The organism is Microvirga sp. KLBC 81, assembly GCF_003075415.1.
GTDB lineage: Bacteria > Pseudomonadota > Alphaproteobacteria > Rhizobiales > Beijerinckiaceae > Microvirga.
In genome coordinates this window covers 1-19,694 of sequence record NZ_QDAH01000058.1, presented here as the reverse complement: position 1 = coordinate 19,694, position 19,694 = coordinate 1, and the positions used below count along the sequence as shown (strand labels likewise).

19 protein-coding genes are annotated in these 19,694 nt (G+C 59.4%); 9 read left to right on the top strand and 10 right to left on the bottom strand.

Features of this window, described 5'->3' with window-relative positions; translation table 11 throughout:
* Positions 1-104: 104 nt before the first annotated feature.
* Positions 105-1,124: a TRAP transporter substrate-binding protein gene (locus DC522_RS24765; protein WP_116531267.1), complete on the bottom strand. Its 1,020-nt coding sequence runs from the start codon at positions 1,122-1,124 to the stop codon at positions 105-107.
* 202 nt (positions 1,125-1,326) lie between these two features.
* Between DC522_RS24765 and DC522_RS24760 the strand changes: the two genes are divergently transcribed.
* A complete protein-coding gene (locus tag DC522_RS24760; protein ID WP_245444491.1) occupies positions 1,327-2,196 on the top strand; it encodes an IclR family transcriptional regulator in 870 nt (289 codons plus the stop codon).
* Between the two features lie 10 nt (positions 2,197-2,206).
* Here DC522_RS24760 and DC522_RS24755 read toward each other — a convergent pair whose 3' ends face one another.
* Entirely contained in the window at positions 2,207-2,707 is a 501-nt protein-coding gene (locus DC522_RS24755; protein ID WP_205769757.1) for a DUF6766 family protein, read from the bottom strand.
* Positions 2,708-2,892: 185 nt separating this feature from the next.
* Here DC522_RS24755 and DC522_RS24750 point away from each other — a divergent pair, with 185 nt between their 5' ends.
* The 4 genes from DC522_RS24750 (at position 2,893) to DC522_RS24735 (ending at position 8,906) form a co-directional block, all read left to right on the top strand.
* Positions 2,893-3,882: a tripartite tricarboxylate transporter substrate binding protein gene (locus DC522_RS24750; RefSeq protein ID WP_116531266.1), complete on the top strand. Its 990-nt coding sequence runs from the start codon at positions 2,893-2,895 to the stop codon at positions 3,880-3,882.
* 200 nt (positions 3,883-4,082) lie between these two features.
* Positions 4,083-4,337: a hypothetical protein gene (locus DC522_RS35035; protein ID WP_165820294.1), complete on the top strand. Its 255-nt coding sequence runs from the start codon at positions 4,083-4,085 to the stop codon at positions 4,335-4,337.
* Positions 4,338-5,498: 1,161 nt separating this feature from the next.
* Entirely contained in the window at positions 5,499-6,836 is a 1,338-nt protein-coding gene (locus tag DC522_RS24740; protein WP_116531265.1) for a mechanosensitive ion channel family protein, read from the top strand.
* A gap of 126 nt (positions 6,837-6,962) precedes the next feature.
* On the top strand, positions 6,963-8,906 hold the full coding sequence (locus DC522_RS24735; RefSeq protein ID WP_116531264.1) for a sodium:solute symporter: 1,944 nt from the start codon (positions 6,963-6,965) through the stop codon (positions 8,904-8,906).
* A 392-nt stretch (positions 8,907-9,298) separates the two neighbouring features.
* Here the strand turns inward: DC522_RS24735 and DC522_RS24730 are convergent, their stop codons facing one another.
* Entirely contained in the window at positions 9,299-10,069 is a 771-nt protein-coding gene (locus DC522_RS24730; RefSeq protein ID WP_205769755.1) for a hypothetical protein, read from the bottom strand.
* Between the two features lie 191 nt (positions 10,070-10,260).
* Between DC522_RS24730 and DC522_RS24725 the strand changes: the two genes are divergently transcribed.
* Positions 10,261-10,698: an SET domain-containing protein gene (locus tag DC522_RS24725; protein ID WP_116531263.1), complete on the top strand. Its 438-nt coding sequence runs from the start codon at positions 10,261-10,263 to the stop codon at positions 10,696-10,698.
* A 43-nt stretch (positions 10,699-10,741) separates the two neighbouring features.
* Here the strand turns inward: DC522_RS24725 and DC522_RS24720 are convergent, their stop codons facing one another.
* The 6 genes from DC522_RS24720 to DC522_RS24680 all read right to left on the bottom strand — a co-directional run bounded on the left by DC522_RS24720 (position 10,742) and on the right by DC522_RS24680 (position 17,388).
* Positions 10,742-10,960, bottom strand: coding sequence for a hypothetical protein (locus DC522_RS24720; protein WP_116531262.1), 219 nt, complete (start codon positions 10,958-10,960; stop codon positions 10,742-10,744).
* Between the two features lie 1,871 nt (positions 10,961-12,831).
* On the bottom strand, positions 12,832-13,347 hold the full coding sequence (locus tag DC522_RS37410; protein WP_116531276.1) for a recombinase family protein: 516 nt from the start codon (positions 13,345-13,347) through the stop codon (positions 12,832-12,834).
* A gap of 578 nt (positions 13,348-13,925) precedes the next feature.
* The gene (locus DC522_RS24695) at positions 13,926-14,372 is read right to left on the bottom strand and encodes a hypothetical protein (RefSeq protein WP_133239362.1); all 447 of its coding nucleotides are present in this window, start codon (positions 14,370-14,372) and stop codon (positions 13,926-13,928) included.
* On the bottom strand, positions 14,365-15,129 hold the full coding sequence (locus DC522_RS24690; RefSeq protein ID WP_116531258.1) for a response regulator transcription factor: 765 nt from the start codon (positions 15,127-15,129) through the stop codon (positions 14,365-14,367). The genes DC522_RS24695 and DC522_RS24690 overlap by 8 nt, the downstream gene beginning before the upstream one ends.
* Positions 15,130-16,008: 879 nt before the next feature.
* On the bottom strand, positions 16,009-16,251 hold the full coding sequence (locus DC522_RS34365; protein WP_133239361.1) for a hypothetical protein: 243 nt from the start codon (positions 16,249-16,251) through the stop codon (positions 16,009-16,011).
* 387 nt (positions 16,252-16,638) lie between these two features.
* Positions 16,639-17,388, bottom strand: a complete 750-nt coding sequence (locus DC522_RS24680; RefSeq protein WP_116531256.1) for a Crp/Fnr family transcriptional regulator — start codon at positions 17,386-17,388, stop codon at positions 16,639-16,641.
* Positions 17,389-17,547: 159 nt separating this feature from the next.
* Between DC522_RS24680 and DC522_RS24675 the strand changes: the two genes are divergently transcribed.
* Entirely contained in the window at positions 17,548-17,784 is a 237-nt protein-coding gene (locus DC522_RS24675; RefSeq protein WP_116531255.1) for a hypothetical protein, read from the top strand.
* 41 nt (positions 17,785-17,825) lie between these two features.
* On the opposite strand, the gene DC522_RS37405 is transcribed toward DC522_RS24675, so the two are convergent.
* Positions 17,826-18,029, bottom strand: a complete 204-nt coding sequence (locus DC522_RS37405; protein ID WP_371680420.1) for a hypothetical protein — start codon at positions 18,027-18,029, stop codon at positions 17,826-17,828.
* 523 nt (positions 18,030-18,552) lie between these two features.
* On the opposite strand from DC522_RS37405, the gene DC522_RS24670 reads away from it, so the two are divergent.
* A complete protein-coding gene (locus DC522_RS24670; protein WP_116531254.1) occupies positions 18,553-19,086 on the top strand; it encodes a response regulator in 534 nt (177 codons plus the stop codon).
* Complete coding sequence (hpf, locus tag DC522_RS24665) at positions 19,049-19,441, top strand: ribosome hibernation-promoting factor, HPF/YfiA family (protein ID WP_116531253.1); 393 nt, start codon at positions 19,049-19,051, stop codon at positions 19,439-19,441. Before DC522_RS24670 ends, hpf begins: the two co-directional genes overlap by 38 nt.
* Positions 19,442-19,694: the final 253 nt, after the last annotated feature.

Here is a 19,694-nt window from a genome sequence, read left to right as displayed (position 1 = left end):
CTACAGAGATACCACGAGGATGCGCGACCAAGGGAGCTCATTTTCGACGGATTCGGCCGGGACGCCTCGCTGATCGCGAAGGCATCCCGGCAAGTGAGGTAAAGCTAGGCTAGAGAGCCGGCAGCCCGCTCGAGCAAAGCCCATGCCTCATCGCCATACTTGCCCTTCCACTCGGCGTAGAATCCGGCCTTGCGCAGCTTGTCGCGGAAGGGAGCCGGATCGGGCTGGTTGAAGACCATGCCCTTCGCGGCGAGATCCTGCTGGAGGGTGGCGTTCAGCTTGGCGACGTCCTCGCGCTCCTTCTCTGCTGCCGCATTGATATGCTTGGCCACGATGGCGCGCACGTCTTGCGGCAGGCGCTCCCAAGCGCGACGGTTCGCCAGGAACCAGAACCCGTCCCACATATGGTTTGTGAGGGAGCAATATTTCTGCACCTCGTGAAGCTTCGCCGTCGAAATGATCGCAAGCGGGTTTTCCTGGCCGTCCACCACTTTGGTCTGCAGCGCGGTGTAGACTTCGTTGAAATTGATCGACGTGGGAGCAGCCTCGAAGGCCTTGTACATCGAGGTCCACAGTGGCGAGACCGGGACCCGGATCTTGAAGCCCTTCAGGTCCTCAGGCGTGTTGATCGGCTTCGTCGAGGACGTCGTCTGGCGGAAGCCGTTGTCCCAGATCTTGTCCATGGCGATCAGGTTCGCCTTCGCGATCTGCTGCCGGACATACGCTCCGAGTTCACCGTCCATGGCCTTCCACACGGTCGGATAATCCGGAAAGGCGAAGCCAATTCCGTTGATCGATGCTGCTGGCACGAGGGTCGACAGGATGAGGCCGGAGAGAGTGAAGAACTCGACGCCGCCGGAGCGCACCTGGCTCAACGTGTCCGTATCCGATCCAAGCTGGCTGCTCGGAAAAATCTGAAGATCGAAGCGGCCGTTCGTCTCGGCCTTGATTGCGGCGGCCATCTCGCGCGCGCGCATGTTCATCGGATGCGATTCAGGCAGATTGTTCGCGTATTTATACGTGAACTCGGCCTGCTGGGCGCGTGCGATGAACGGCGCTCCGACGACAGCACCGGCGATGGCGGTCGAGCCGACAGTCAGCAGCCGGCGACGAGACAGAATCATTTAATCCTCCTGGCCAGGTCCCGCAGGACCTCACGTTTCCTCACAACGAGGGTCCATATATCGGACCCCAATGTTTGTTTGCACGTCACTTGCCGGACGTTGCTATTGGCTCTTTAGGAGGCACTCCGATCCGCCTCCTTGTCAAATGAAAAGTCCTTCCCTAGAGGAATATCCACTCCGCCGACAGGATAAGGTCCATATATTGGAACACCCGAAGACCATTTCGGCCAAAATCGCCATGCAGGGAATCGATGAAGCGGCTTCCAGTGGAGCACAGGCGATCGACAGGGCAGCGACGCTCCTCCTCCTCGTTGGCCGGGCGGGACCATCGGGCGCCAGGCTGTCCGACCTCGTTGAGCAATGCAACCTTTCGAAGCCCACGGTGCGCCGAATGCTGCTCGCGCTTGTGAGAGCCGGGCTCCTCGACCAAGACCTTGAGACGCGGCGCTATTATCTGGGCCCGGAGATCTATGTCCTCGGAACGCTGGCCAGCGCCCGTTTCGGCATTCACTCGATCTCACTCCGTCCCCTTATCAGGCTGAGCCAGGAGACGGGCGATACGGCTTTTCTTTCAGTTCCCCGAGATCTCTATTCCATTTGCGTCCACCGGGAAGAGGGACCGTATCCGATCCGGGTCCATGCACTCCATGCCGGAGACCGTCATCCGCTCGGTGTCGGAGCCGGAGGCTTGGCGTTGCTCGCAGCCTTACCCGACAAGGAGGTAGAAGAGGTCCTGGCTGCGAATGCTGACGTGCTGGCCAACCAGTATCCATCATTTTCGCCCGGGGTACTCCGCAGCCTCATCAGGGACACGCGGGCAAGAGGCTATGCAATCAATCCAGGCATGATGCTCTCCGACTCGTGGGCGATTGGGGTTGTCATCCGCGGATCAGACGGTCGACCGATCGGTGCCCTCTCCATCGCAGCGACGGAAAGCCGTTTGAGCGAGGAACGTCAGCGCGAGTTGGTTCCGCTCCTCAAAAGGGAAGCAGCCTGGATCGAGAAGCGCCTTCGAGAAGCCGACAACCTCGAAAGGCAATCCAAGGCAAAGACCAGACGAGCCTATCGATGATCGGGCAAGTTTAGCGGCATCGCCCAGGCTGCTGGTGCTGAAGCGCCTCCTCGTTGGTCTGGCCCGTGCTGCCCGCCAGATGCAGCCAGAAGGACAGGAGGAAGAGTGCGGCAAGAGCGATGCTGAGCGAATGGGAGTAGAGCTTCAGGATCAGCCCGCCGCGGTGGACGGGCCAGGGCGTATCAGGATCGTGGCGGTGCTTTTCCGGCGTCTCCTCCTCGGGGTTGTCCTCGTTGGGCTTCTTGGGCTCGGGTGAGCCTTTCTGGAACAGGAACACGGTCAGCAGCACGTAAGCCGACATCTGGAGGAACTCGCTCTCCCAGTTCTCGAACACCGCCGAGAGGAAGTAGCCGGTGGCCAGGTACTCGGCAAAGCTGTTCTCGGGCAGCTCACGGAGGCGAAGCTCCTCGACATTCGCCCTCCAGCCTGCGACTGCTTGGCCAATAAGAGAGATCAGGAACAGCAGAAACAACGTCACTGACAACCCGTTGTCCCGCAGGAACTGACGCATCGGCCTGACCTCACAACTAAACTGCTACGGTTCGGCAATGCTGGATCGACTTTCTTGGTTTCGGTCGATATCAGGAGCGCCATCACTGTGGCAGAGACAGCCTGGGCGAACTTGGTGGGCCCCCGTCAACGATGGGCGTGCACCATCGTTTTAGTTGCTGACCGGCCCTCGTAGGAGATCTAATCATGTCCCCAATCACCCGTCGTCATGCACTTATTCTCGGCGGCGCACTTCTGGCCGGCACAGCGCTCGGCCTTGCGTCAACCGCGGCACAGACCTTCCCCACGCGCCCGATCACCATGGTCGTGCCCTTTGCGGCAGGCGGCTCGACCGACGTGGTCGCCCGCATCATCGCCCAGAAGATGTCCGAGGGACTGGGGCAGCAGGTCATTGTCGAGAACGTGGCGGGTGCCGGCGGCAGCACAGGCGCAGCCCGTGTCGCCAAGGCGGAGCCGGACGGCTACACGATCCTGATGGGCACGGTCGCCACCCACGCGCTGAACCCGCTCATGCTCAAGCGCAAGCCCTACGATGCGATTACGGACTTTACCCCGGTCTCCCTGCTCGTCCTCGTGCCCAACGTGCTGGTGGTCCATCCCAGCTTGCCGGCCAAGACCGTTCCGGAGCTGATCGCGCTCCTGAAGGCGGACCCCTCCAAGTACAACTACGCGTCCTCTGGGGTCGGAACGCCCCTGCATCTCTCGGGCGAGCTGTTCAAGAGCATGGCCAAGGTCTCGATGCAGCACATCGCCTACCGTGGCTCCGGTCCCGCCCTGAACGATGTGGTGGCCGGCCAGGTGCCGATCATGTTCGACAACCTGCCGTCCGCGTCTGAATTCATCCGGTCCGGCACGCTGCGCGGCATTGCGGTGACGACGAAAGAGCGGGCGCCGTCCTTCCCGGACATGCCGACCATTGCCGAGGGCGGACTGGCCGGCTACGAGACCTACACTTGGAATGCCCTGTTTGCCCCGCCAAAGACTCCGAAGGAGATTGTGGACCGGCTGAACGCCGAGGCCCGCAAGGCCGTGGCGGATCCGGCCGTGCAGGAGCGGCTCAAGACCTTCAGCGCTACGGTGGTTGGCTCAACACCCGAGGCCCTAGCTGAGCACGTCAAAGCCGAGGTCGCCAAGTGGACCCCGGTTGTGAAAGAAGCCGGCGTCCAGATCGACTGATCCAAATACCCGAGAACCATCTTTGATCAAAAGCCTCCTAGTGAGAGTTCCTTCACCAGGAGGCACAATCACCAGAATCCCTGTCGGTCTCATCCACATGCCATTTGCCCATTTCCCGGTGACCGGGCTGCCTGCCGGTCCGGGAGCTACGGCATAAGTCGGGCAGTGCGAAGCCCACCGTCAGCGTCACCAGGGCTCTGATGGAACTTCAGTACAGCCTGAAGGCGATGTACTCGTTCGAGGCGTTGCAGACGGCCTGGCACGCCTGGACGCAGGCGCACCTGGACCCGACGCTTAAACGGGGCATTCCCGCGAAGAAGACCCAACGCGAGCACCTCACGACCCAGGAGTACAAGCGCTTGCAGGATCGGCTCGCCGAGGAACGGAAAGAGCTTGAGGAGGCGAACGAGGCCTTGGCCTGCCGCTGGGCCGCGCCCACGCGCCGATCGCCGTAGGTTTCGATCTCGTCGCAGATGGCGGCGATCGCCTCGGCAATGGCGGTGTCGTCGGTAGGAGCCGTAGGCCCATCGGTCGGCATCCCTCTGGAACGGAGAGACCGTGGGGCTGGTGATGGCGGATGCAGGCGCGTTTCTCTGCCGGGATACGTGCTTCAGAGCTCCCTTCAAGAATCCCAGTTCCAGAGCCTGCTCGCCGACCAGCCGCTCGAGAGCAGCAATCCGCACCTCGTACTCATGGAGCAGCTCGGCTGCGGCGGTGTCCTCATCAAGAGCACCAGCCTCGTATTTTTGAACCCAGACCTGGATCAGGTTGCGCGATAGGCGTGGCGTCTGGCCAGACCGTGCAGGGTCTCTCCGGCCAGATAGTTCTGCGCGAGTTGGCGTCTGAACTCGATGCTGTGGGTGCGGTGCTTTGCCATGGCTTCATTCTCCGAAAGCCCAGCAGCTCCGGTCAATTCCTCAGTGCTGACCCGTCCATCTCACGGGGCGCACTCCATTGACGGCTCAGGACCATCGGCTCAAAAGCCATACGTCATGGAGATCACTTGACCAATGCGACTAGCGCATCGTGCGGAAAAGTGGATCCGGTTTTCCGCCCCAAAAGATGCGCTCTCGATAGAAGAGAGCATCGGATGGGTCCCAAGTGCATTCCACTTTTCACGTCCGATGCTTTAGACGGAACTTAACATACGTTGCTCGAAATCGGGTTGGCGCTGTCGCAGATGTGGTCCATAGACTTGCGACTTCTCGGCTTTGTTGTCAGTATTGCTGCTTGGGATGCGGTAGCGGCGAGCGGCATTAGCCTTGAAGGGCATGGCGGATCTTTGCTCAGGCGGCGAACAGGCCGCTACGCTACCCAGCTCCGGTTACTAACTTGCTCATCCATGCAATAAGGCAACGGAGTGTAACTCGTTGACGATTCCGCGGGTTAGTATTACATTTTATCAGCATTTCAGTGCGCCTATGCTACCCCGTATCAGGAGAGCCAGATCGCCGAGGGCAGGCTATCACGTAGATTGTCGACGCTCCATGGCTGGAGAGTATGCGTGATTTCCTAAAGGTCTCGGCTGGAGTGGGTAACACTGCCATCCTCTACCTGGTAGGGGTCCGCGACAGGTACCGTCGAGGTGCTGGTGCATAGGCAGCGAGGAGGCTCGAATGCAGCCTTCGATTGATGCCGGTGCCTTCTTTGCTTGGCTTGAGTCGGGCATTGGCTGGCTCTTCAACGAGCTCTTGACCACCACCAACATTGTCTACACGGCGATGCAGATTCCTGCTGTCGTCGCGACGGGATTCGCAGCGTGGTGGGTGCACGACTTCGTCCATCCATTGCTCCTGCAGCGGATCGAGCGCTCGTCGGTGAATGCCTTCTCGCAGATGATGCTCTGCAAGCTGGCCTCCCTGGTTCTACCGCTGCTGTGGTTACTCGGCTTGACCTTGGCAATGGGCCTCGCGGCCAAGTTCGGCTGGCCCTATAACGTCGTGCGTGTCGCTATCAACCTTCTGGCGGCCTGGATCGTCATTTGGCTCGCCTCTATTGCCGTGCGCAATCCGCTCTGGTCGAGGGTGATCATGGTTGCCGCCTATGCGGTTGCGGTTCTCAACATCCTTCACCTGCTGACACCAACCCTCAGTGTGCTGGACAGCCTGTCAGTGACATTCGGCAATCTGCGCGTCTCCGTTCTGACGGTGCTCCGGGGCATGCTGTCGCTCTCCGTCCTCTTGTGGGTGGCGATGCTGGCGTCCGGCATCCTCGAAAGACGCATCCAGAGGCTGCCTAACTTCACGCCGTCCGTGCAGGTGCTGATCGGCAAGCTGTTCAAGGCCACCGTCATTACTATTGCGATCGTCGTTTCACTGGCAGGAGTCGGCATCGACCTAACCGCTATCGCGGTCTTCAGTGGCGCGGTCGGTGTCGGCATCGGCTTTGGCCTGCAGAAGGTGGTCTCGAATCTGATCAGTGGCATTATCGTGCTGATGGATCGGTCCATAAAGCCTGGAGACATCATTCAGGTTGGGGACACTTATGGCTGGGTGTCATCTCTCGGCGCGCGTTACGTCGCGATTGAGACCCGCGACGGCACAGAGTTCCTGATTCCCAACGAAGACGTCGTGACCAAACAGGTCACGAACTGGACGCACAGGGACGATCTGGTCCGTCTCAAGGCGAAGGTCCCGGTCTCCTTCAAGACCGACGTACCCAGAGCGTTGGAGCTGATGACAACTGCTGCGGCCAAGTTGCCCAGAGTCCTGCGCGAGCCGAAGCCCACGGCGCTCATGCTTGGCTTTGGCGATCACGCAATCCATCTTGAGTTGCGCTTTTGGATCAGCGACGCTCAGAATGGCGTCCGCAACGTGACGAGCGAAGTCCTGCTCGAGATCCTGCAGCTATTCCATCAACACGGCATCGAAATTCCGCTGCCGCAGCGCGACGTACACATCCTTGGCGGCATGGCGGACCGGCCGCCCGCATTTCGAGAGCCGGCACCGACGTAGCACCGGAGGCGGGCAGCGGCCGGCGGCACGCTTAAACGGCGGAGCAACTTGCGTGGCAAATCATGAGGTGCGGATCAGGCGACCCACAAGGAGCTAAGTTTAACACGTGATCGATAAGGATGCCCGATGGAGTCCAAAATCGCCTGGGTCTTCTCCTTCATGATGCTGTACTGGGCATACTGCGTCTTCTGGGGAATCAAGGGGGCGTTGCAGGCGCGCACGGCAACGGAATATTTCATCGCCGGCCGCTCTCTTCCGGCCTGGGCCTTCATCTTCGCCGCGACAGCAACGTCGTTCTCAGGCGGAACCTTCGTCGGTCATCCGGGCCTCACCTACACGGATGGATTGCCGTACGCTCACCTCTCCTTATGGGCAATCACGATTCCGCTGACCGGCACTCTCTTCCTCAAGCGTCAATGGATGCTTGGGAAGCGTTTCGGCTTCATGACGCCGGGTGAGATGCTGGCCTATTACTTCCAATCCGACCTCATACGCCTCTTGGTTGTCATTGTAGCCTTGTTCTTCTCAGTTCCCTATCTGGGGCTTCAGCTTCGAGCCATTGGCTTCATGCTGGCGGTACTGACCGACGGCTTGCTCGGTATCGAGTTCGGCATGTGGGTGCTGACATTCGTTCTGATGAGTTATGTCGCGACCGGAGGGCTGCGCACCGTCGCCTACGTGGACGTTGTTCAGGCACCCCTGAAGATGCTTGGAATCGTCATCTTGGGGATGGTCGCCCTGTCGCTCATTGGTGGCTGGGAGCGGCTTGTTGAGGGTATCGCCGCCCTTGCTCAGATGGATGGTAGCCGGACGCAGGCTGGACACAGCCATTATCTGGCCATTCCCGGTCCGATCCAACTCGTGCGCGAGGGCACGCGCGCGCAAGGCAGCGCCTGGACCGGCAGTATGATTCTTACCTTTCTCTTCGGCACAATGGGGATCATGGCGGCACCCGCCTTCTCGATGTGGGCGTTTGCAAGCAGTAATTCGCGGGGCTTTGCACCTCAGCAGGTATGGATCTCCTCATTCGGGGTCGGAGCTATCCTGATCCTGTTCACGGTCATTCAGGGGTTGGGAGGACACCTTCTCGGCGCCGACCAAGCCTTCCTCAAAGTCCACCCAGAGCTCGTCAATCCAATGCTCGTCGAGCGTCTCGGAGGCCAGGATCTTTTGGCAACCCCGGCAAGGCAGGAGAGCCTGGTGCCTCAGCTCATGACCGTGATGAGCCACCGCGCGCCGTGGTTGATCGGTCTGCTCGCTGTCTGCGCCTTGGCGGCAGTGGAGTCCACCGCCTCGTGCTACATGGCGACGGCGGGTGCGATCCTGACGCGCGACGTGCTCAAACGCTTCCTCATGCCGGCGGCTGACGACCGCACCCAGATTTTCGTTGGCCGCATAGCCGTTGTCGTCGTCGTGTTTCTGGCGCTGACCATCGCCTCGACCGCAACTGACGCGCTGGTGCCGCTCGGAGGCCTTGCCGTCGCTTATGGACTGCAGATGTGGCCTGCGCTGATTGCCGTTTGTTACTGGCCGTTTCTGACCCGTCAGGGCGTCACCTGCGGCCTCATCTCCGGGCTCATCGCCGTCACGCTGTCCGATGGATTCGCCGCCACCTGGCTTGGTATCACGGCGTGGGGGCGCTGGCCTCTGACGATCCATTCCGCCGCATGGGGCATCTTATGCAACTTCGCGGTGACCATCGTCGTGTCGCTCTTCACCAAAGACGATGCCGGGCGCAAGAGCGAGTTCCATGCCTTCCTGCGCCAGGGCGCCTCGCTTCCAAGCAGCAAGAAGCGTCTTGTGCCATTGGCATGGGGCATGGTGGTCGTCTGGTTTGTCTTTGCCGCTGGACCCGGCGCCGTGGTCGGCAACTGGATCTTCGGCGACCCTGACACTGCCGCGAGCTGGTGGTTCGGCATCCCGTCGCTGTGGGCGTGGCAGATTGCAGCATGGATGCTCGGTGTCGGCATGATCTGGTTTCTCGCCTATTACATGGAATTAGCGACGCCGCCTCAGCAGCCTATCGCTACATCCAGTGTAGAAAGCGCCCCCCAAGAGGAACGGATCTAGCACATCGTGCGGAACCGCAGGTCCGCGCCAGCGAAAAGTGGATCCGGTTTTCGCTGGCGCGGACCTTCGGGTCGCCTGAACGATGCTCTCATTGAAGGAGAAAGCATCGGATGGGTCCCAAAAGTGCAAATCCACTTTTGGGTCCGATGCTATAACAGCCCGTAAACGCCCCTGGCCTGTTCCATGCTCCCGGCTCATGGGTGATTTGGGCTTAAGCGGGGTTCACGTTGCACCCGATCCGCCTTAGATGCCCCTCCTCCATCGCAGACTGCTTGCATCCGCACGGGGATGCATTTGGCAGGCTTCGGCAGGGTTATGAGAGCTATCGACCAAATCGGGTCAGTGGGGACAGCTTGCGCTAGCCCAATGACAAGCAGCAGTCCGATTTGGGATCAGTATCGCCGTCCCAGCACCCAATCTCCCATCTCATCGAGGGCGTCGAAGGCGCGGTTGGTCAGGTGGCGCGGGCCAGCAAGCAGCCCCTCTTCGCGCTCCACGACGTAGGGGTGCGGATGGCGCGGCACCGCCTCGCGGCGTTCTACGAATTCGTCGGCCTGTTCGTCGATACCCCAATCCCGCCGTGAAGCCGCCGGCGGAATGTTCGCCGGCGGCATCGGGCGGAGGTCGTTTCGCGCCTCGAGCGGGCGGCTCTCGGACGACAGGATGTCCTCGACCCGGGCCAGAGCCACGTACTGAGACTGGGGCAACGCGACCCGATAGCCGAGGTCCCGGGCCACACCGGAAAGGTTGTGGACCGCTGCCCTGCCGGCCTCCATGCCATGGCAGATGCTGAAATACATGGCATGGAAATTGGCATTCTGGCGGATCGTTTCACGGCTCTCGGTGGAGAACGGCGCGATATGGAACGCCATCGCGCGCCCACCCTTCTCAGCCACGATCGCCGGCTTGGTCCGCGAGCAGTAAACGTATCCGTTCTCCTCACTCATCTCCCGACGTCCACTCGAGTTGGCATGGAAGGTCTTCACGCGGGTTCGCATGAGCGTGCCCTCCTCTCCTTTGGCCAATGGAGAGGCGCTAAGGATGGCGAACTCGTCGCAGCCATCGGGGCGGCAAAGACCCCGAACGATGTCGGCTCGACCATAGGTCTGGGCGAGAACTGGGGTGGAGAGGGAGAGGGCGAGTGCAATGACAGGTCTGAGCATCGGCGATCTAGCGCGAACTTATGGTTAACGAAGCGTAACTGCCGAGGTCGGGGATAAATGTGTCGATTTCAGGCCAGTCGAGGCAATCTCATCTGGCGGAGAGGCCCGTAATAGGGCACGCGAACATGAGCAGGTGCAGGACGTTTGAATGTCTGCTGCACAATTAAGTGAGTTGGAGCGTTGTCATTCCCATGAGAGCCCAAGTGTCGGAAGTGCCCTTTCGTGTTCGACGATCCGAGACGGGTCTTGGCCTGTTTGCGACCGACGAGATCGAGAAGGGCAGGTTCATCATCGAGTACCTGGGCCCGCGGATCTCGAACGCGGAAGTACACCGACGCCGCAGCACCCGCTATCTGTTCGAACTGAACAGCCGCTGGACGATCGATGGCTCGCCGCGCTGGAACACCGCCCGCTACATCAACCATTCCTGTCGGCCGAATGCCGAGGCGGTGGTGTCGCGGGGCCGGATCCGCATCAAAGCCCTCAAACGCATCAAGCCAGGTGACGAGATCACCTACAACTACGGCAAGAACTACTTCGACACGTTCATCAGGCCGATCGGCTGCAAGTGCCTGGCCTGCAGGAGGGTGAGATCCAAGCGTATCACGGCTTCAGGCATTCGGAGATGAGTGCCCTTCAACGTCGCTCGGTGCTGACATTGATGGTGCAGTTTTAAGCCACCCTACCGATCTGAGTGGCAAAGGCAGGCTCTGCGGCAGCATTGCTCTCCTGCTGCCGCCGGCGGAACTCCGCCAGTTCGCGCTTCACGTCCTGATACAGAGGGCGATGGGCCGGACCGTGCTGTTCCACGATATCAGCCAGGATGTTGACAGCCCGAAGGAGCTTTTCCTCGGTAATTGGTCCTCGCTCGCGGTGCTGCCATGCGGTCATCGTACGTACTCCTTTACTCGCAAGGATGCACAGTGCAGTGCTTGCCTTGACACCAGGTAAACGCGGGGTCCGGGAGCGCCTCATGCGCAGATTGGCTACAGATCCCTGTATCCCCGCCGCCGCTGTGTCTAGGCGATGGCCTCGAGGGCCTGACCGATCTCAGTCTCGCTGTCGAAGATCTCTATCCGTTCTTGACCAGGTGAGCCGACGAGGCCCCAGTTGCGAACGAGGTGGATGGATGGTGCCGAACAGGTCCCATTCGATCGTAAGGCTGTAGAAGCGCAGCCGCCCCTGCTCCGGATCTCTCCGGTGCATCACCAGATGGTGCCGTATGGGCGAGCACTTATCGCGAATCGGAGTGTCGGCTCGGCAGGGCCGGCGGGCGAATCCGCTTTAGGATTGAAGCCATCGCTCAACCCCTGTTTGAAGCACTCCGGGTTTGGCATCCCTCGGTCGGATTGCGGATGGTGGGACGCTATTCGGCGTTAGGTGAAATGGGCCCCTCCCAACGCCCGGAGCCGGCTTAACACAGCTTTCATTGTGAGCAACTTCATCGGCGGTGCGATTGGATCGACATTGACAAGGCTTTTTGGGAGCAGGGCGGATGGTTTTCGCTGACGCTCGGCGAGGCTGCGCTGATTGGATTCGCACTGGCCGTGTGGCTGACTCAGAGTCGACACGACCTTCTCCAATAAGCTAATGCGGTGCCCTCATGGCCATGCAGGAACAGCACCTTTCAGAGTTGAAGGAACTGCGGGACCGGATGGAAGCGGAGGCCAACAAGGCACGGTCCGAGCTTGCAGCGTGGAAGGCGCGGCCATGGTGGCGGCGCCTGACTGGCTGATTGCTCCTGGAAACAGAAACGGGGCGGCGGTATATCCGCGCCACCCCCGCTTGTCACGGTCCGACCTGGGACAAGGTCGAACAAACCGATGGTAGCTCAAGCCTGCAACGCCGGACTGCGACCAGACAGCCCATTCGCTCAAAGGAGGACGCCACTCTCGTTAATCGGCCAGGGTTTCCTCAACGATCCACGGATTAAGGTCCAGCAGCACCCGGGCCGGCCCTTGCGGGGACCGCCAACCCTGCTCCCAATCCCGGATCGTGGAGACCGGAACCTGATGCGGAGCGCAAAGGCCGCCTGCGAGAGACCGGTTTTCTGCCGGATCGCGGCTACGTCAATGGCGTAGATGAGAGGCTTAAAGCATCCGCTTCCCTGCCTTGCGGCGCTCTGCTGATAGCAGAACTTCATCTTTGCTCTCTTTGGAGGTAACTCTCGCGGGCCGAAGACTAATCCACCTGATCAGACAAAATCTACATTATAGGATATAAAGTAAGAGTCGGGGGTCGGCCGAAAAAAGGGGCGATCGTACAACAAATAGAGTGGACCAGCGTTAGTAAGTAGAGCGTATTGGTCGTGTGCTCTCTAGAGCGCACGACCGATCACTCAAGGTCATTAACAAACAATACTGCAGATACGTCTCTGCAATACTCGTCCTTGGCCGCAATTCTCTTCGTCATTCCCAGGGGGCAGGTGCTGTTGGAGATTTTCAGGCGGCAGGATGTCCGCTCTTGACGGCAGATCATCTTGGAATCTTCGTCCGAATTGACGGTTTTGTTCTAATGTTCCTTCGGTGAAGGATAGAGGTGGGGGATCTTATGGTTTTATGGCCGGTGGCCCTTATCGGTGGAGCGATCACGTTGGCTATTCTCTGGCCGCTGTACGGAGCCCTGATCGCGTTTGTCTGTATGCCGTTTGGCGCGAGCCTCTTGCTCCTCCTAGCGGCCCTTCTGGTGTTCTTTAAAACGCAGGCAAAGCAAAAGCATGAGCGCGATGTCCAAGCTCCCCTGCAGGACACAAAGGCAGCAGCCTAAACCCGCTCCAGCACCCGCTTTACCGGCATCACCGACCATTGCCCACCCTTGGGCGTCGGAATGCCCCTCGTGTTGAGTCCGGCCGCGATCTCCTGCAGCGAAGAGGCCCCAAAACCGGATCTTGGCCACCACGGGAGCCAGTGCCTGCGCCCGTTCCACGGCCTCGGCCCGGTAGCCGGGGCCAGCTGCTCCGCCCCATGCCGCCCCAGCCGGGTGCCCCGGGCCTTCGCCGCCTGCAGCGCCGCCCTGGTGCGCTCCGCGATGAACTCCACGCCCGCATCTATCAGCCGGGCGATGAAGACGAGATTGCGCGACAGCCGGTCCAGTTTGGCGATGACCAGTTTTGCCTTACGCTTCCGGCACAGGGCCAGCGCCTGCTCGAACGCGGGCCGCTCGTCCTTGCGTTCGCTCTTCGTCTGGTGAACCCCAGCTCTTCGGCCCTGCCGCCTGAGCGATCCATTCGACTGGGTTCTTTTTGCTCTATTCCAGTTACTGCAACAGAGCCCTCTCAGGCTGGTGGCCGTCTCGGGATGAGCGCCATGTCAACGAGCGCCCGAAGCACCTTGCAACCCACGTGCGGGATGCCGCTTCCCACCGCGCCGGCCATCAAAGTGGAGGCTGCGCGGGCTTGCAGCTCTCATCGGGTGCTGGCCTCTGAAGGTCCACCGACCAGACGCGAAAGTCCTGTCCGTCGCATTCAGGGATAAAACTGGGACTTCGCAGTCACACAGCGTCATGCACTTGCCGCATGGCAGCAGCCACGAAAAAGGGCAGCCATGCTGCCCTTTTGAGCTTGCTGTTTGAATGAGCAAGTCATATTTTTGCAGTGCGATAGGCGATGGCGTCGCCTTACCGCAGCCCTTCTTGGGCGTTTCCTCCCTAAACTTCGGGCCGCTTCAAGCGGCCTTTTTCTTGGGTAGCCTGTTCTAGCGAGAGTCACAGGCGATCTGCAAGTAGACTTCCGGCTTACTGCCAGTGGCACTGCCTGCTGATGTGTCGCCACGTATCAATCACAGCACTCTCGGTGTGTCTGTCTGGAAACCGACAAAACGGGAACTCAATCCTGCTGGTTTCGACAGGCGGGTGCTGCTTATTGCTGCTGCCTGAAGAGCGCCGCGATCAAGCCCCCGCGGCGGCGGGCTTCCTGACGCTCAAGGTGAACCACAAACCGTTCGGGCTCAGCTTCTGGTTCCTGAGCGATCTCATCCGGGGCTTCAGCCGGTGTCAGTCCCGTGGCCGGACCGGGCTCGCCGTTCTCTACCCTAGCCTGTCCTGCGGTCGAGAGCATCTCAATCCGACCCGGATAGTCGTTCCGGCACTCGTAGCGGACGTAATCCTGAAAGCCAGGCCTGATGCGATGCTCCTGGTCGAGGATGACCTCGTGCGTGACCTCCACGACGAAGAAGCGCCCTTCTGGTGTTGTTACGTCCACCCGCCTGACCACGCCCTCAAAAAAGCTCTTCATCGGACCGGGGGAATGGAAGTAAACGCGAACCTCATCCCCAACAGCAATCTGCATCGGCAATGGCTCAGACATTCAGAGTCGATACTCCTGTTCTTGGCAGGCGTTGAGAGGCCCACATGGCAGCCTGGGTGCGGTTGGACGCCCCGATCTTGCGCAGGATGGCTTTGACATGGACCTTGATCGTGGCTTCGGTGATATCGAGCTTACGGGCGATGAGTTTATTGGGCGCTCCTTCCTTCAAGCAACCAAGGATTTCCATCTCCCGTGCTGAGAGCTTGTAGGTCTTCAGATCAGACAGGCTCGGGCCTTCCATGTCGTCGTGGAGTGGCTGATCCTGATCCGGGGCAGTGCCAATCGCGATAGAGCGAAGGATTGCCGAGGGCATCACAGCCTCGCCGACCATGACGAGTTCAAACCATTTAATCAGAACCTCGGGAGCACTGGCTGCTAAACAAAAGCCGTCCGCGCCGGCCGCGCGCCCGAGCCGCACGAAGCGGAGGTCGAACTGATCCGCCAGAACAACGATCCGAGCCTCCGGCAACTGCTCTCTCACCTGCTTGACGATCTCGAGTACGCGACCGGTGTTCTGGCTGGCCTCGATCAGGACCAGGGCAGCCTCCGGAGCTAATCCCTGGAACCGTTTTGAACCTGCGACAGAAGCTGGCTCGGCAATGATGAAGGGCGTTTCCGACAGAATGCGTTGAAGTCCCGAGCGCAACAGGGAGTTATCACAGATCAGAGCTGTTGGGATCGTGGGTGTCAGACTGTTGGGCAAGTCATCGTTGTGGGACGAGCGGTTGGTTACAAGCATCAGCGTTCGCGCAGTCATCCATACCCCCTGTCTAGCTTCGTCAGTTAAGAAAGAGTAAACAAGCAGCGGAAACCCTGTCTGTCGGTTAGCCGACAAAAGCTGTCAGCCAATCGTTTGATCCGATGCTCCCTTCTAGAGAGCGCATCGTTGAAAGCGGAACCGGAGGTCCGCGTCAGCGACCCGAAGGGCCACGTCAGTGAAAACCGGGTCCACTTTTTAAGCACGATGCGTTAGAACAATATTCGGCTTAGCAAGCTTAACAATATGAGCTGCAAACTGGCGCTTCATCTCTGCCTTGGCTGATGAGTTTAGGCATGAGTGGCGATCAAGTGCGCCTTGCGGCAGAAACCCAAGGGGTTGACCAGCCGCTCACCTAATCCTTGGCCTGCTCCCGGCGTGCGAGCCGCTCCACAAGCTCTGCCAGCCGAGCCGGGAGGGTGCTCTCAACCGGACCATAGGCGAGCCGCAGCCCGCCCCAAGCGCCTGAAGCTCACAAGAGCCCAGCTCTTGGCTCGACGTGTCGTCAGGTGAGAAAGGAAGCGCTGCTGCTGGAGCGTCGGTCGGAAGCAGTGTTTGCATTGAGACACTCTCGCCGGTGGCACGCATGTGCCGCTGAATGCCTCTATATCCCTGCCCTTGTTCAGGGTCCCTTGCGTGCAACGCAGCGGGACTTTGTGACGAATGTACGAGCAGGGCGCGGGACATCTCCTGCCGCAACACTCTTACTGCTGTCTTGGAATAGGAGTTTGGAATGGCTGCTCAGCCAGAGCAGCCTTTTTCTTTGTCGGTGCAGTATTGACACACGTCCAGTATGTCAGAACCCCGTCAGGTTAATCATCCTGAATGCCAGTGCAACCGCTCGCAGATCAGAGCGGAAGAGGCGTCTGGTTGGCCATACTAACGGTGGCCCGCATCGGAGGGTTGGTCAGCAAGTCTCTTGATTTCGAACACCGCAGCGCTGATGAACGCCGAGAACACGAGGAGCATTGTAAGGGTCGAGAGTGTCCCTTCCTGCACTCCGGGGTTCATCCCGATCAACGGAATCATCAACAAAGCCGGAATACCAAGTGTAATAGCAGCAAGAATGTAGATCGGATTGGCTGCCTCCTCTGATCTGCGAACATTCTGGGGCTGGGGCACCGATGTGTCTCGTGTCCATGCGTTCACACTCGTTGAGGAATCCCGCAGGTGCGGAGCCTGCACTTCTATCGCTTGGTGCTTCATGGAGACAATCCCGTGATTTGCAAACCGCAGGATTGTGTCGAGTAAGGCTAAGCTTCGCAAGCAAAGCAGCATAGCCGCAGAAGAGGCAATGGGGGTAGTTTCTGCTCAATCTCGGCGTTCTTGTGGCCGTACTCCCCCTCGCTTCGTGGTGGTGCCCTTTTCGGCTACCTTGCCTCGGAGCCATACGACGAGGCAGCCCAACCCATGAGTTATGTCCAGCAGGTGATCCAGCCGCCCCAGACCTTCCTCCAATGATGCGGAAACTCACCGTCATCCGGGGCGAGATGGAGCAAGATTGAGACTTTACTCCGAACGGTTTACTCCCTGCCTCGCCTCATCCCGGCGTTGCATCAAGTGAAGGTAGTTGGGATTAAACTCGGCAAAGCTCTTTAGCCGCTCGACATTCGGAATGGTGATGGTGTGGCCTTTCAGCTCAATCAGACCCTCCAACCGGAGTTGCCGCACAATCCGGTTGAGATGCACTCCCGTCATGGCAAGTGTATCCGCGAGTTGCCGCTGCGTCAGCGGCAGCACGAAGCTGTTGTCGGTGGCGAGCCCAACCGCCTGAAGGCGCACCAACAACTCGCACAGGAGATGCGCTAGCCGCTTGTCGGCAGGTCTCCGGCTCATGTTGACCAGCCACTCCCGCAACGTGCCCTGATCCGCGAGTGTAGACCACCAGAGAGCACGGGTGATGGCCTTGGACTGAGTCGTCAGGTCCTCGATCACAGCATGGGGAAGGAAAGCAACCTTGCAAGCCGTGAGCGTCCCGATGGTGTGGTCCATCCTGCTCAGGATCGGTACGTGGAGGTCACAGCAGTCACCCGGAACAAGGTAGCCCATGATCTGGCGGCCTCCATCCGGCAGAAGCTTGTAGCGGCAGGCGAAGCCCTCCAGGACCACGTGGACGTTTTCAGGGCTGTCATCCTCAAGGATGAGGTCGTGCCGTGGCTTGAACTGCCGCACGTCACGGACAGCCTGTTCCAGCATCTGCTTGTCCTGATCGGACAGCCCAGCGCCATACTCAAGCTTCAGAACGAACGGGGTGGGCATGACCACCCTCCATCGCGAGAAGGTGATCTTATCAGACTAACCCATGTTGTGGCTATGAGCTAAGGTCGGTCTGCTTCTTGGGCCAGACTGTTTATATCCGTAGCATTGCTAACAGAACGAGCGTCGTTACTCCTCTGTCTCAGAGTGGCGAGAGACCGAATGAAGCTTGGCTTTCAACCAGTTACTGTGGACACGAATGCTCCCGATGAAGAGGGCTGTCTCGTCTTTGCTAACAATCGGCTTGTGGCAGTGTTGGTGCGGTTGTCGGAAGAGCACGGCAGGAAAGCAGGACGGTGGTATCTGGAGCATGGATTCGGCAAGTTGGACGGACCCGCGCATCCTATTTTCACCGACTTGGATGAGGCGCACGACTGGGTCGCGCAACGCTTTAACTGAGGTGAGGCACAGCCAGCCAAGCTGCCGTGGAGACCTGCCGATCAATACGTAGGCCCGGTCGCCCAGGCGGTGCTTGGTCGGTCGATTTCAGAGCCCACAGTGTGGACGATCTTGCCGCTTTCATCTGTGACTGCAACCGTCCAGCAGGAATCGTGGCGCACCTGATGGAGCAGTTCACCTATGAGTTCCGCTGCTGTCTTGTCAGCCGCTCCTTGGGCCGTCAGCGGGTCGGGCAGATCCCCCATCGTCCTACACAAAGTTACCCTCGGAGCAAAGGTGGAAGAAGTAGCGAGGCATCTCAGACTCCGTCTCTCAAGAGTTGATCGCGGCCCCTGATCGCGCGGCCGACAAAAAAGGGTGCAGGAGACCACGAGTGATCTCCTGCCAGTCGGGAGGACCGATGCGTAGAAGCCTCAGAGAAGTCTCGCCACCCTTTCGGCTGTTAAACAATGTACAAACTCAATCGCTGTTCCGAACTGAGCGTATAATCTTGTTGATTTTCTTTATCATTCTCAATCCGTGTTTATGTTAGGCGTTTTAACATAAACATGGATCAAACTTTTTGAGCAAAAATTGGCACAGACTGATTTTTCACTTTGACGGGAGCGGAAAAGCTTCGAATTTTTCGAAGGTCCAGTCCATTCTGATCTGAGTGATGGAGAGAGGTGTTTGCATGTGTTGCAACTGTGACGGGCTTCTCGAACAGGTCGCTCGTCGATTCCTCTAACGGCATGGCGGACCCCTAACCTGACAAGGGAGATCAGCAGAATGGGACGAGACGTTGGATGCAGTCGGGTTGCGTTGATCGTTGAGGACGATAAGGAGCTTAGGGCTCTGGCGGTCGCGCTGCTGGAGGAAACAGATCTCCGGGTTGTGGAGGCGTCCAGTGCCGAGGAGGCTCTCCAATGTCTGAACTATCTCGCAGGCGAAGTGGCCTTTCTCTTTGCCGACGTGCGGCTACCCTGCCTCATGAGTGGCGTGGACCTCGCACGGACAGTTCGGCTCAAGTGGCCGTGGATCAGAACGGTTTTAACCTCAGATACGCCGCTTGAGGAGGAACTCGATAAGGCCCTGCGGCACGTCCGGTTTATGCCGAAGCCGTGGCGACCTTTGGAGCTCCTGATGGAGGCCGAAAGATCGGCTGAGGCAAGCCGGTACGAAGCGATTATGTCTCACCCAGACACTGAAGTGGTAGGTACGTTCTGGGCGCAATCGCAGCAGTCTCCGATAGCTTCCTCTGAAGCATTCACCCGAGAGCACGTTGATGGGAGACAACACCGTGGAGCACCAAGGTGCAGGTAAAGCGATCACGATTCAAAGCTCGAACATTCACCTTGGCGACGGACTGCCGGATTACGCTCGCGAGAACATCCTGCGGGTCGCCAGCAAATACTTCGGACGACTGAACACCGCGTCGGCTCACTTCACAAAGGAGGGGATCACCTATCGCTGTAGCGTCAACATTCAGATGGGTGGGCTCCCAACAAAGAGTGCCGAGGGCAAGGACAAGGATATTTACTTGGCCTTCAATGCCGCGCTCACGAAGGTCGCCAAGCAGCTTCGACGAACCAAGCGTGAGCTTCGTGAGGACAAGGGCGAGCGCGTCGATAAAGAACGCGGTCCTGCGCGAGCGGATCAGCCCGACACCTCATGCTGATGAAGACCTGTCGTATGCCGAAGGCTCAGGGTGAGAGGGCGAAAGCTACAGCCGCCTAATCTTTTTCGGTGGCTGTACAGCAGCAGGCGCACGAAAACGGCGTGGACGTTTTGATAGCATTCACATGCGGCTTCTCCGAGCGCCGAAGGGTCCAAGGGAGGGTCACCGCGCGACCAGGGACTATCAGGAATTTCGTGTGGGGCCTTACGATGATCTGGAAGGAGACATCGCATGGCACGCCGCAAGGAATCCC